At 53.6% G+C, this 13,228-nt stretch carries 11 protein-coding genes; 8 read left to right on the forward strand and 3 right to left on the reverse strand.

Annotated elements, in window-relative coordinates; translation table 11 throughout:
- The first annotated feature begins 17 nt into the window (after positions 1–17).
- From speA to ABC502_RS13600, 3 genes are all read left to right on the forward strand, one after another.
- A complete protein-coding gene (gene speA / locus ABC502_RS13590; RefSeq protein WP_330087686.1) occupies positions 18–1,904 on the forward strand; it encodes a biosynthetic arginine decarboxylase in 1,887 nt (628 codons plus the stop codon).
- Positions 1,905–1,986: 82 nt separating this feature from the next.
- On the forward strand, positions 1,987–2,880 hold the full coding sequence (locus ABC502_RS13595; RefSeq protein ID WP_345916223.1) for an acyltransferase: 894 nt from the start codon (positions 1,987–1,989) through the stop codon (positions 2,878–2,880).
- Positions 2,881–2,883: 3 nt separating this feature from the next.
- On the forward strand, positions 2,884–3,819 hold the full coding sequence (locus tag ABC502_RS13600) for an acyltransferase (RefSeq protein WP_330087688.1): 936 nt from the start codon (positions 2,884–2,886) through the stop codon (positions 3,817–3,819).
- Here the strand turns inward: ABC502_RS13600 and ABC502_RS13605 are convergent.
- Positions 3,816–5,000: a methyltransferase gene (locus tag ABC502_RS13605; protein ID WP_345916224.1), complete on the reverse strand. Its 1,185-nt coding sequence runs from the start codon at positions 4,998–5,000 to the stop codon at positions 3,816–3,818. The genes ABC502_RS13600 and ABC502_RS13605 overlap by 4 nt on opposite strands.
- 92 nt (positions 5,001–5,092) lie before the next feature.
- Between ABC502_RS13605 and ABC502_RS13610 the strand changes: the two genes are divergently transcribed.
- Complete coding sequence (locus tag ABC502_RS13610) at positions 5,093–5,476, forward strand: response regulator (protein WP_345916225.1); 384 nt, start codon at positions 5,093–5,095, stop codon at positions 5,474–5,476.
- A gap of 20 nt (positions 5,477–5,496) precedes the next feature.
- On the opposite strand, the gene ABC502_RS13615 is transcribed toward ABC502_RS13610, so the two are convergent.
- Positions 5,497–6,345: a tetratricopeptide repeat protein gene (locus ABC502_RS13615; protein ID WP_345916226.1), complete on the reverse strand. Its 849-nt coding sequence runs from the start codon at positions 6,343–6,345 to the stop codon at positions 5,497–5,499.
- A 308-nt stretch (positions 6,346–6,653) separates the two neighbouring features.
- Between ABC502_RS13615 and ABC502_RS13620 the strand changes: the two genes are divergently transcribed.
- The 3 genes from ABC502_RS13620 (at position 6,654) to ABC502_RS13630 (ending at position 11,532) form a co-directional block, all read left to right on the forward strand.
- Positions 6,654–8,393, forward strand: coding sequence for an acetolactate synthase 3 large subunit (locus ABC502_RS13620; protein ID WP_345916227.1), 1,740 nt, complete (start codon positions 6,654–6,656; stop codon positions 8,391–8,393).
- A gap of 2 nt (positions 8,394–8,395) precedes the next feature.
- Complete coding sequence (gene ilvN / locus ABC502_RS13625) at positions 8,396–8,890, forward strand: acetolactate synthase small subunit (protein WP_345916228.1); 495 nt, start codon at positions 8,396–8,398, stop codon at positions 8,888–8,890.
- A gap of 200 nt (positions 8,891–9,090) precedes the next feature.
- Positions 9,091–11,532 (forward strand): penicillin acylase family protein, encoded by a 2,442-nt coding sequence (locus ABC502_RS13630; RefSeq protein ID WP_345916229.1) that lies wholly within the window; start codon positions 9,091–9,093, stop codon positions 11,530–11,532.
- 6 nt (positions 11,533–11,538) lie between these two features.
- Here the strand turns inward: ABC502_RS13630 and ABC502_RS13635 are convergent, their stop codons facing one another.
- Positions 11,539–12,777 carry a divalent metal cation transporter gene (locus ABC502_RS13635; RefSeq protein WP_345916230.1) on the reverse strand — a complete coding sequence of 413 codons (1,239 nt, stop codon included), beginning with the start codon at positions 12,775–12,777 and terminating at the stop codon, positions 11,539–11,541.
- A gap of 146 nt (positions 12,778–12,923) precedes the next feature.
- On the opposite strand from ABC502_RS13635, the gene ABC502_RS13640 reads away from it, so the two are divergent.
- Positions 12,924–13,181: a hypothetical protein gene (locus ABC502_RS13640; protein WP_345916231.1), complete on the forward strand. Its 258-nt coding sequence runs from the start codon at positions 12,924–12,926 to the stop codon at positions 13,179–13,181.
- The last annotated feature ends 47 nt before the right edge of the window (positions 13,182–13,228 follow it).

Genomic DNA, 13,228 nt, shown 5'->3' on the forward strand with positions numbered 1-13,228 from the left:
CAGGATAAGGATCCACCATGATTGACTGGGGTACCGAAAAAGCACGTTCCATCTACAATGTCGCCACCTGGAGTGAAGGGTATTTTGATATTAACCCAAAAGGCGAGCTGGTAGCTTACCCTGATCAGGATCACAGCAAGCCGGGTATTCACTTCCCGGAGCTGGTGCAGCGTTTTAAAGACGAGGGTCTGACGCTGCCGGTGCTGGTGCGTTTCACCGATATTTTGCAGCACCGCATTGATTCCCTGATCACCGCCTTTCAAAAAGCCAAACAGGAAAAAGACTACCTGGGCCAGTACACGGCGGTCTATCCAATCAAAGTGAACCAACAGTACTCGGTGGTAAAAAAGTTGCTTAGCCACGACAGCGGCACCGTAGGACTGGAGGCTGGCAGTAAACCGGAATTGATGGCCATTCTTGGTGTGTCGGACAAACCACTCAGTATTGTTTGTAATGGCTACAAAGACAGTGAGTTTTTACGACTGGCCACCATTGGCCAGATGATGGGCCATAAGGTCTACATTGTGGTGGAAAAACTGTCCGAGCTAAAAACCCTGCTGCGTGAAATCGATCAGCTAGGGGCGGCACCGCATATCGGTATTCGCATTAAGCTAAACTCCATCGGCAAAGGCAAGTGGCAAAACACCGGCGGCGAGAAAGGCAAGTTTGGCCTCACTGCTACCCAGGTGCTGCAGGCCATTGAGGTGTTAAAAGAAGCCGGTAAGCTGGATTTGCTGCAGTTGGTGCACTTCCATATCGGCTCGCAAATCGCCAATATCCGCGATATTCACAATGCCATTCGTGAGTGTGCCCGTCACTACGCCGAGCTGCGCACCTTGGGAGTGCCGATTGATACGGTCGATGTCGGTGGTGGCCTCGGGGTCGATTACGAAGGCTCGCGCTCGCGCTCGACCTGCTCGATGAACTACACCATGTACGAGTATGCCCGCAATGTGGTCAATGGTTTAAAAGAAGTGTGCGATGAGTATGATTTGCCGCATCCAAATATTATTTCCGAGTCCGGCCGTGCCATGACAGCGCACCATGCGGTATTGGTGACCGATGCGATTGATATTGAGCGGGCACCAGGGCTGAAATACCTGCCAGAGCCAGGCGAAGATGCGCCATCCGTGGTGCTGGGGCTGTGGGACGCCTACACCAATGTTACGCCTCGCACAGCAGTTGAGGCCTATCACGATGCGGTGCACTATTTCAGCGATGCCCATACCCAGTATGTGCATGGCTTACTGAACCTGCAAGACTGGTCCTTGTTAGAGCAAATTTACTTTGCCACCATCAACCGGGTGCGTGATAACCTGGATTTAAGCTCGCGCTCGCACCGGGCTATTCACGACGAGCTGAACGAAAAGCTGGCCGATAAGTTGTTTGTTAACTTCTCGCTGTTCCAGTCGATGCCGGATGCCTGGGGCATTGATCAGCTGTTTCCGGTGATGCCGCTGGAGCGGATGCACGAGCCGTTGGACCACCGCTGCATCATTCAGGACATTACCTGCGACTCCGACGGCATGCTAAAAAGCTATGCCGATGGTAATGGTATTGAAAGCAGTCTGCCGATGCCAGTGTACAAAGAAGACGAACAGTACTTGCTGGGGATGTTTATGGTGGGCGCCTACCAGGAAATCCTCGGTGATTTGCACAACCTGTTTGGCGATACCGATTCGGTGCATGTGGAGCTGACCGACGATGGTGGCTACCAGCTAACCAATGCAATTAAAGGCGATACGGTAGCCGATGTGCTGCGCTATGTGCACTTTGATGCCAATAAGCTGATCCAGTCGTACAGCGAGCAGTTGGAAACTCTGGCTATCCCGGCAGAGCGCCGCTCCGAGCTGTTAGAAGAGCTGAAAGCCGGTGTCAATGGATACACCTATTTTGAAGATTAAGGTACACTAAGCACTGATCCGATCAGTGTCGGCAGGCAGCTGGAGCTGCGCTTGCCTGCCGACTGTACGTTTAAGGTGAATCATGCTGTACTTTTTACCAAAGCCGGTGCGAGGCGCGCTGGCTTTGTTGCTTTACGCTCTTAATACTCTGTTCTGGTTTTTGCCACTGATGTTGCTGGCCGTGTTAAAGCTGCTGCCGGTGAAACGCTGGCAGGCCTGGCTAACTTACCTGCTGGATGCCATTGCGGTGGCCTGGATCAGCATGAACAATGTCACTACGCGTCTATTTACCCGCATTCACTGGCAAGTGGAAGGAATGGATGCATTATCGCGCAAAGACTGGTATTTGCTGCTAGCCAACCACCAATCCTGGGCCGATATTCTGGTACTGCAGAATCTGTTTAACCGCCGAATTCCTTTTCTCAAGTTTTTCCTGAAAAAAGAGCTGCTGTATGTTCCTTTTATGGGGCTGGCCTGGTGGGCGCTGGATTTCCCCTTTATGAAGCGCTACAGCAAAGCTGAACTGGCAAAAAAACCAGAGCTGCAAGGTAAAGACATCGAAACCACCCGTAAAGCCTGTGCCAAATTCCGTTTTAAGCCAGTAACGGTGATGAATTTTGTCGAAGGCACCCGCTTTACCCAAATGAAACACGATAAGCAACAATCGCCCTACCAGCATTTGCTCAAACCCAAAGCTGGCGGAGTCGCTTTTGTGCTGGGTGCTATGGGCCATCAGTTGCATAAGATACTGGATGTTACCATTCACTACCCGGAGCGGATCCCAACTTTCTGGGATTACATTTCCGGCGCTGTTCATGCTATAAACGTCAAAGTACGAGTATTGCCAATCACCGACCAACTGCTGGGAGATTATCAGGATCCGGCTTTTCGCGCTTCCTTCCAACAGTGGGTGAATGAACTCTGGCAATACAAAGATCAGCAGTTGCAGCAAATGGCTGCAGAGCAGGAGTCCTGAGCCATGTCGACCTTACCAGCCTGGGTATTGGCCCCCATTAGTTTTGCTTTGTTCGCTTTAAATCTGGCGTTCTGGGGGAGCATTGTGCTGGTGTTTAGTCTGCTGCGTTTGTTGCCGATAACCGGCTGGCAGCGCTTTTGCAGCAGGGCGGTGCATGGTTGTTACCACCAATGGATTGGCATCAATGCCTTTTTCATTAAGCTGGTAAATAACCTGGATTGGCAGGAGCAACTGCCAGCCGAAGGCCTTAGCCGTGAGCAATGGTACCTGATGATTGCTAATCACCAAAGCTGGCTGGATGTGGTCTTACTGATGCAATTTACCCATGGCCGGATGCCGCTGCCGAAGTTTTTCTTAAAAGAAGAGCTGCGTTGGGTGCCTTTTATCGGCATGGGTGCCTGGGCACTGGATATGCCTTTTATGAAGCGTTACAGCCAGGCCTACTTAGCCAAACATCCGGAGCTTAAAGGTCAGGATATCGAAAGCACCAAGCGCAGCTGTGAGAAATTCCGTCATCAGCCGACCACCATCATCAACTTTGTCGAAGGCACTCGCTGCAGCAAAACCAAACAACGCCTGAAAAAGAGCCCCTTTGAACATCTGCTGCCACCGAAAGCCGGTGGCATTGCCTTTACCCTGGCCAGCATGGGCGAGCAGTTCGATGCCATCCTGGATGTCACCCTGATTTATCCGGACAATCCGAAGCATATCGTGCTGGCAATGCTATCCGGCAAACTGAAACGGGTGGTGCTGCAGGTAGAGCGCTTGCCAGTCACCGAGGCAATGATCGGGGATTACTTTGGTGATGACAGTTTTCGCCAGCAGTTCCAGCAGTGGCTCAATGAGCGCTGGCAGCGTAAAGACCAACTGATCACCGACTTTCACCGCTCTGGTCAGCGCTTAACTTCTCTGGCTGAGTCACGCGCCAGCTCCGCTTAGCGCTGGATGCGCTCAGCCCGCAGCATCAGGTTGCGTGGTGTCAGCTCTCTTGCACAAAAAGTACCCACTTCGACCTGATAGCCTTGTTGCTCGAGGAACAAGGCTCGGTCAAACAGCAGCCAAAGCTCTAATGGACGCTGAAACAAGTGCCTTACCAACTCAATGCGTCGCACTAAGCGAGCATGTGACCGCCCTTGCACCAGATAGCCATCCAGGTTTAGCCCGGCAGGCAAAGTCACTTGCTGCTGCTCGGCAGCCCACTCAGCAAACTGGCGAAAATCGGTGCTGAATATTTGTTTGCTGACCGACGCCAGCGGCTGATAGTGGCTGTCCCCACTTAGTTCTGCCCGCAATGCCTGCCAGGCCAGCCGCCATTCTACTTCGGTTTCTCTGAGCCTGGCGATACGGGCTCCAGCTGTGACCTGGCTTTGCACCGCCAGCTTTAAATCGTGCTGGCTTAGCGCTAAATCGTGCTGCTGCGCTAATTGGCTGAGTGGTTGATACTGTGGCTCTGGGATCAGATGGTAACAACAGGGCACCAGTTGCAGTTGCTGACAGCCCTGCTGACTGGCAGAGCGAAGCAGCTGCAGATGCAGTTCGCCACAAGCATGCAGCGCCAGTACCTGTTGCTCCGGCTTCAGTACCGCCAGGCCTTCAGCTGAAAGCGCATCAGCCTTTACAAAGCGCTGGGGCAACTGGTGTTTTTCTGCCAGTGCTGCACCTTGCTGGCACAAAGCATCCTGCCATTCCAGGCTGAGTACCCGACGTTGTTGGCTGAAAGCCAGCATCCGGCCTAAATGCCCTTTGCCGGCACACCACTCCAGCACCGGGGCTACACTGTCAGGTACCAGGGTACAAAACTGCTGGATTTGCTCCACTTTGCGCCCCGGAATCCCGTTGCTGAGCCAAAAAGGCAGCTCGGGCATTGGCCGCAGTCGGTCAAAAGCGGGCACCTCCGGTAACTGTGCCAACTCCGGAAAACAATCGATAAACCAGGCTTGCCGTTTGGTTGGGTTGCTGTCGAGCTGGCGGATAGCGTCATCAGAAAGCAAATTCAGTTGAGCCAACAGGGAACTGTTTTGCCAGGGCAGTTCGCGGCAGGCAAAAGGCATCAGCTGCCAGTAAGGCTGGTAGCTGCTCAGCAACCGCTGCAATTGCAGAAAGCTGGCCTGATGCGACATTGCTGCTCCTTGAAACGTCTGAAGGCTTTTGCCTGGATGAAAGAACTGCATTATAGTGAGGTTATGCGACAGCTCAACAGGAATTGCCTGAGATGACCGAACTGGTTCGAATTCTTCATGTAGAAGATGACCCCTCCATTCAGCAAATCGCCAAAATCGCCCTGGAGGCCGTAGGTGGTTTTGAAGTATGCAGCTGCCATGGCGGTCAGCAGGCGCTGGAACAGTTTGCCGACTTTAATCCTCAGTTGGTATTACTGGATGTGATGATGCCTGGCATGGATGGGCCTGAGACCCTGCGACAACTGCAACAACGTTTTGATCTTAGCACCATACCCGTGGTATTCATGACTGCCAAGGTACAAAGCCATGAAGTCCAATCGTACAAAGACTTAGGTGCTATCGACGTGGTAGTGAAACCTTTTGATCCTATGACTCTGTCGGATCGCATCCGCCAAATCTGGCAAGCCAGCCATTAGGCTGGCCTGAGCAAACTTATTTAATACAACAAACTGTACAACTTCCGACGGTACTGACTGGCAATGGGATCGCCTTTGGGCAAGGCCGCCAGAATATCCAGATAGAGCTTTTTACTTTCGGAAAAATTCAGATCCTGCCGTAAAATGCCGTGCAGCAGCTCGAGCGCTTCAGCCGAGCGCTTCACCTGCTGATACTGCACTGCCAGCTGTTCTTGTAACTGCATGTCATCCGGGGAGCTTGCCAGAGCTGCTTCCAATGCCTGAATTTCCGGAGTATCGGCTGCTTCTTTGGCCAGGGCCAGCTTGGACTGGACGGCCTTATAATCGGCATTCTGATCCTGCAGCAGCACGGTTGCCAGCAGGGCTTCTGCTTGCTCCAACTGGCCCAACTCTACCGCGCAGTCGGCCAGTAACAGCTTGATATCCACCCGTTCAGGGGCCAGTTGCAGGGCCTCACTGAGCAGTGGAAAGGCGTCTTGATGCTTGGCCTCATCCAACAAAACCAAGGCTTGCTGCACCAGTTCGTCTTCCGCTTTTGGCAGGTAAGCGGCCAGCTTGTCATCCAGAGCCTTGTCGTCCAACGGGCCGGCAAAACCATCGACCGGCTGACCATCTTTGATAATTAATGTGGTGGGCAGGGCCTGAATGCCAAATTGCATCGCCATTTGCTGCTGTTCATCGCAATTGACCCGGGCCAGTAACAGCTGTCCCTGGGCTTTAGCCATGCGCTGACTTAATTGCTGATCCAGTTGCAGTGATTCCTGGCTTTGCGCCGACCAGAATAAAAATACCACCGGTTGTTGCTGAGAGGCGGCCAGCAGTTCACGCACATTGTCCATACTGACATCAAAAATCGGGCTGGAAGACACGGTTGTTCCTTGTTTGCGGGCAATGGTTATACTATGAGGACAGCACCCTTGTTTTGCAAGGCATGGCAAGGCACCGAGGCCATGAAAAAACCAGCAAAAGGCATCGACATCGTGCCAACGATCACGTACATTAAAGCCATACAGACGGCTTAAAATAATTCCAACAGCCGCAGCCGCCAACGAAGCGGCACCTCCAACCAGCCACGTACAACCACAACTTTGCCTGTAAGCAGTCGAAGTTTGTTTCCAACGCCTGCGACATGCAGGCTGTTTTGCTTTGCATGTTAGAACCAAAAGAGAATGAACCAATGACAAGCCAGAATACCAAAACTGAGATGCTGTCTGGCGCCGCCATGGTGATCCGTGCACTGGCCGACGAGGGCGTGGAATACCTGTATGGCTACCCGGGTGGCGCTGTGCTGCATATATACGATGCGCTGTTTCAGCAAAGCAAAGTCAAGCATGTGCTGGTGCGCCACGAACAGGCCGCCACCCATATGGCCGATGCCTATGCCCGAGCCAGTGGCAAGGCCGGTGTGGTGCTGGTTACCTCTGGCCCCGGTGCGACCAATGCGGTGACTGGCATTGCTACCGCCTACATGGACTCGATCCCAATGGTGGTGCTGACCGGTCAGGTGATGAGCCACCTGATTGGTGAAGATGCTTTTCAGGAAACCGATATGCTCGGCATTTCCCGTCCCATTGTGAAACACAACATGTCGGTACGCCGGCCAGAAGATATCCCCTACCTGATCAAAAAAGCCTTTTATATTGCGCAAAGCGGCCGGCCGGGACCTGTGGTGCTGGATATTCCGAAAGATATGACCATGCCCAATGAGCGCTATCCGTACCAATACCCAGAGTCGATCAAGCTGCGCTCCTACAACCCGACCGCAGCTGGCCACCCGGGGCAAATTAAAAAAGCGGTCACTGCTTTATTAAAAGCCAAGCGACCGGTGATTTATGCCGGTGGCGGCGTCATTATGGGCCAGGCGTCCGACGAGCTGACTGCGCTGGCGCGCAAGTTGAACTACCCGGTGACCAATACCCTGATGGGCCTTGGTGCTTACCCTGCGGCCGATCGGCAGTTTGTTGGCATGCTGGGTATGCACGGTAGTTACGAAGCCAATATGACCATGCACCATGCCGATGTGATTTTGGCGGTCGGCGCCCGCTTTGATGACAGGGTCACCAACAACACCAAAAAATTCTGCCCGGATGCCACCATCATCCATATTGATATCGATCCGGCCAGCATTTCCAAAACCATCAATGCCCATATTCCGATTGTTGGCCTGGTGAAGCCGGTGCTGTCAGCCATGCTGGCGCAACTGGAGCAAAAGAAAGCTCAGCCGGACGCGCCCGCACTGGCGACTTGGTGGCAGCAGATTGACCAGTGGCGCGCTGTGCATGGCGGTCGTTACAACAGCGATACGCCAGTGTTAAAGCCTCAGGCGGTGATTGAAGCGGTCAGCCGCATCACCCAAGGGGAGGCTTACGTCACCAGCGACGTCGGTCAGCACCAAATGTTTGCCGCTCAGTATTATCAGTTCAACAAACCAAACCGCTGGATTAACTCCGGCGGCCTTGGCACCATGGGCTTTGGCTTGCCAGCCGCCATGGGCGTGAAGCTGAATTACCCCGATGCCGATGTGATCTGTGTCACCGGTGAAGGCTCGATTCAGATGAATATTCAGGAATTGTCCACCTGCAAGCAGTACGGCCTGGGTGTGAAAATCATCAACCTGAACAATGGTTACCTTGGCATGGTCAAGCAGTGGCAGGACATGAACTACGAGTCGCGCTATGCCAGCTCTTACATGGACTCGTTGCCGGACTTTGTCAAACTGGCTGAAGCTTACGGTCATGTCGGCATTCGGGTCACCAAACCGGAAGAGCTGCAACCGGCGCTGGAGCGCGCCTTTGCCACTAAGGATCAACTGGTGTTTTTAGACATTCATGTCGATCCAAAGGAACATGTGTATCCAATGCAGGTTCCCGGTGGTGCCATCAATGAGATGTTCTTAAGCAAAACAAAGAGGACTTAATTATGCGTCATATTATTTCTGTTTTGCTGGAAAACGAGCCGGGCTCATTGGCGCGTGTGGTAGGCCTGTTTGCGCAACGTGGTTACAACATCGACTCGCTGACGGTAGCACCGACTGAGGATGCTACTATGTCGCGGCTAACGCTGGTGACCCATGGCAACGATCAGGTGATCGAGCAAATCACCAAGCAGCTGCATAAGCTGATCGAGGTGGTGAAGTTACAGGACTTAAGCGAAAGCGCCCATGTCGAGCGCGAGCTGATGCTGATCAAGGTCAAAGCCACCAGCAATGAGCTGCGCGATGAAGTTAAACGCTGTGCCGATATCTTTCGCGGTCAAATCATCGATGTCACTGCTAAAACCTTCACCATTCAGGTGGTCGGTACTTCGGACAAGCTGGATGCTTTTATCGAGGCGCTTAAAGGCTCAGCCATTATCGAAGTGGTGCGCTCCGGTGTTTCCGGCATTGCCCGCGGAGAGAAAACTCTGGCGCTTTAAAAGTACTTGCTACGACTGCAGCACTCTTTATGTCTGCGTCGGAGAGACCGTCAAGGCACATCTTTGAAGCCAGTCCTATCAGTTCAAAGTGTGCCTTTCATAGTGTTTTAATGAATACTGTGTGAACTTTGCCGCCTGATCTTTCAATGTCAATGGTCTATGATGGTTACATAGTATTTTCATTCAGGTTGCTTAAAGTTATGATGCGTCAACTTCTGCCCGTAGCGGCTCTTCTACTCACCGCCTGCAACAGCAGCAAAGACCCCGCTGAGCAAGTACAGATTACCTACACGGCCTATGGCGTGCCGCATATCGAAGCCAGCAGTTATCGTGGTTTGGGGTATGGTGTTGGCTACAGTCAGGCCAGCGAGAACCTCTGCACCTTGTCGGAGCAGATATTAAAATTGCAAGGCAAGCAGGCACGCACCTTCGGCCCCGGCCCCAATCAGTATTTTGTATTGATGGATGCTGGCTATCTCGGGCTGAACTTGCCAGCAATGGCTGCAGAACGGCTGGCGGCTTTACCGGAAGATGCCCGTGCTGCACTCAATGGCTATGTGGCCGGCTTTAACCAACGCTTAAGCGAGTTTGATAGTCCGGCGGCTTACCCCAGCCCTTGCCGTGATGCCGACTGGGTGCAGCCCATTTCCGAAATCGACCTGCTGGCTTACCATATGGATTTAGCTCTGCTCGCCAGCAGCCGTAACTTTTTAACTGCTATGGCTGCCGCTCAGCCACCATCCGGCGAAGCAGGGATTGAGCTGGCTCTGAACCCGACGCAGTTATTTAGTGCCAATGGCCTTGGCAGCAATGGCTGGGCATTGGGGGCAGAACGCAGTGCCGGTGCCAAAGCCAGCTTACTGGCCAACCCCCATTTCCCCTGGGATGGGGAGCTGCGCTTTTTTGAGCAGCACCTGACCATTCCTGGCACCCTGGATGTGACCGGTGCCAGCATGATTGGCATGCCGGCAGTGTTGATTGGTTTTAACCAACAGCTTGGCTGGACCCATACGGTATCGCAGGGCAAGCGTTTTACCCTGTATCAACTGGAATTGGAGCCTGGCAACCCCATGCGTTATCGTTACGGTGACGAGTATCGGGACATCACGCCGCAACAGGTCACCGTTGAAATTCGGCAAGCAGATGGTAGTTTGATCAGCCATGAGCACACCCTGTACCACAGCCACTTTGGTCCTTTGGTCAATTTAGCCAGCCTGGATCCCAGCCTGGGCTGGACCAGCCAAAGTGCGGTGGCCATTAAAGATGCTAACCTTGGCAACAGCCGGATGCTGCAGCAGTGGCTGGCGCTGAATAAAGCCAGCACCACCGCTGAGTTCTTTGATGCTTTGGCCGAGCACCAGGGGATCCCCTGGGTCAATACCTTACTGGCCAGCAGTGAAGGCACCGCCAGTTATGTCGATGCTTCCCAGGTACCGCGCTTGCATCCTGAGGCCGAGCAGATCATGCGCCAGGCCATCGGCGCCCCGCCGTTGTCAGTATTATGGCAGGATGGCGCTGGCAGCTTGTTGCTGCCTGGCAACAACCCATTGTTTGCCTGGTACGATAGTGGCCAGACACATACCCCAGGCCTGGTGCCCCTGTCAGAAGCGCCAAAGCTGACACGTGACGATTATGCCTTTAATGCCAATAGCAGCCACTGGCTTAGCCATCTTACAGAGCCGCTGGAAGGCTACAGCCTGGTGTACGGGCCCGAGCAAAGTATTCGCAGCCCACGTACCCGCTACAATGCAATGTTACTGGCAAGCCCTATCGTCAGTGGCAGCGATGGCCAGTTTGATTTAGCAGCCTTGCAGCAGGTGCTGGATCACAATGGCTCCCTCTTTGGCCAGACATTGCACCAGTCTTTGTTGCAGCGCTGTCAGGATGCTCCTTTATTGCAACTGGATGAAGCAGTCGACCTGACACCCGCCTGCCAGGCATTGGCGCAATGGGATGGGCAGTATCAGTTGAGTAGCCAGGGTGCGCTATTAATGCGGGAGTTTTTGGCAGAGTTCCGGGTGCCTGGTCATCGGGATTTATCCGATACCTTGTTTGCTATCCCTTTTGATCCAGCGCTGCCGGCAGAGACACCAACAGGGCTGGCGCCGGCGGTGGAGCCAGCAGAGCAGGATCCTATTTTACTGGCACTGGCCGCAGCACTACATCGCCTACAACAAGCGGGCATCAATCCTCAGGCTGCCCTTGCCGACGTACAACACCTGGTCAAGGCCAGCGGCCAGCAACCCATTCCGATGCATGGCGGCTATTCGTATGAAGGCGTCTTTAATATGGTGGAAGGGGTAGCACAATCACGCAGCACCTCGCGCCTGGCAACCATTGTTACCGGTCAAGCCCGGCCAGATCGCTCGCCTTTGATGCAATTGGAAGACAACACATACGGTTACCGTACCAATTATGGCAGCAGTTATGTGCTGGCGTTGCAGTTTAGCGAGCAAGGCCCTCAGGCTACGATGTTGCTGGCTTATAGCCAGTCGCACGATCCAGAATCGGTGCATTTTGATGATCAAACACAGCACTTTAGCCAACTGCAATGGCGGCCGGTGCTGTTTAAAGCCGAGGATATTGCCGCCAATCAGGTAAAGCAGCTGGTGCTCACCTTGCCGCAGCAAGCTGCTCAATAGCAGGGGTTAGTCCAACAGCTTGCCATACCACAACAAAAACAGCAGTGCAAAGCCGAGCAGGTACAAGAGGCCAAGCCGGCTCCACCACACCAGCAATGCAGGTAGGGGCTGGCTGCTGTGGCGGCGCATCAACCGGTAATTCAGCCAGGCAAAGACCGGCGTGGTTAAAAAGGCCAATGTCATGGCAAAGGTCAGCATAGGCCCAAGCGCTGAGCGGAAAAACAGGATCACCGCCATGCCAGCCAGGACTTGGCCCAACAGCCAGCCCTGGTAACTGCGGCGCTGGCCACGCTGGTGTAAGCCCAGCAAGGTAAAAGATTCATTCAAGCTTCTGGCGTAGCCATCCAGTACCGTGATGGTAGTGCCAAACATGCACAAAAAGGCGATGGCGGCGACCAGCGGCCGCGACCAGTCCCCTATGGTGCTGCCGTACATGCCAATGAGTTGCTGAGCAAACGCAGCACCTGCCAGCGCTATCGGCTGATCACTGCCGTATTGCACCAGAGCTCCCAAGGAGACAAACACCAGTGCCAGACCTGCGGTCAGCCAGTAACCCAGGTTAAAGTCAAACAAACCTTGCTGGCGGCTGATCGGCTGCTGGCGCTGCTTGGCGGTTAGCCAGAGCGAGCTGATAGCAGAAATCTCTATCGGGGCCGGCATCCAGCCCATCAAAGCGACCAGAAAACCCAGCATCGCCAGTTGCCAGGGGCTTGGTCCCTGATAATCGGCTGGCGCCATGGCGCCATTCAGCGCCGCAATCACAGCAGCGATGATGGTACCAAGCGTCAGCAACACCATAATCAACTTGGCGACTTTATCCAGCGCCCGATAGTGGCCAAGCAATAAAATCAGCAGACAGACGGCCAGAATCAGCCAGCACAACAGGGTCACCGACACCTGCCAGGGCAGCGCATAGTGCAGTAAGCTGGCGGTGAGCAGCAGCACACCAGCGGTATTGACCACAGCCGCTATCAGGTTTAGTACGATAAAGCTGTAAAAGTAGCCGCGGCCTTTGCGTTGATAACCTTGCAACAGACTCTCACCCTGCTCCAGAGTGTACTGCACCCCAAAACGGAAGAATGGGTATTTCAGCACATTGACCAGCAAAATCAGCCCCAACAGCTGCCAACCAAAGAGCGCGCCAGCCTGGGTGGAAGCCACCAGATGCGAGCCACCAATGGCAGCGGTGGCCATCAGCAAACCGGGGCCGAGAGCGGACATTTTGTGTTTGAGTGTCAAGAGCATAGCGCAGCAGTTATCTGATTTTTTAAAGAAAACATCTTAGCAGTAAACCGGGCTCTTCGTCAGTGGCCTTTTCCAATCTTTCTGGCCTGACAAGGACGGTCGGATCCGTCATACTAAGGTCACTCAATCGAATCTAGGATCCCCCGATGGACGATGCTCAGCTTGATCAAAGCCTGTTGTTTGAAGTGATTGAAAACCAATTGGCCGACCGTTACCCAAAAGAAACCACCGAAGCCCTGATGCGACTGCAACTGACCGGCCATAGCCGCGAAGAAGCGATTGAACTGATGGCATGCGCCTTGGCACCAGAAATGGAAGCGGTGATAGAGCGCAAAGAAGCCTTTAATTTGTCCCGTTATTGCCAGCATCTGGCGATGTTGCCTGATACCCCCTGGTTAGAGTAACTTTCGCAAACAAATAAATCCTAATCATGATGAGCAAATTCGCCAAT

Source organism: Alkalimonas sp. NCh-2 (assembly GCF_039631345.1).
Taxonomy (GTDB): Bacteria; Pseudomonadota; Gammaproteobacteria; order Enterobacterales; family Alteromonadaceae; genus Alkalimonas; species Alkalimonas mucilaginosa.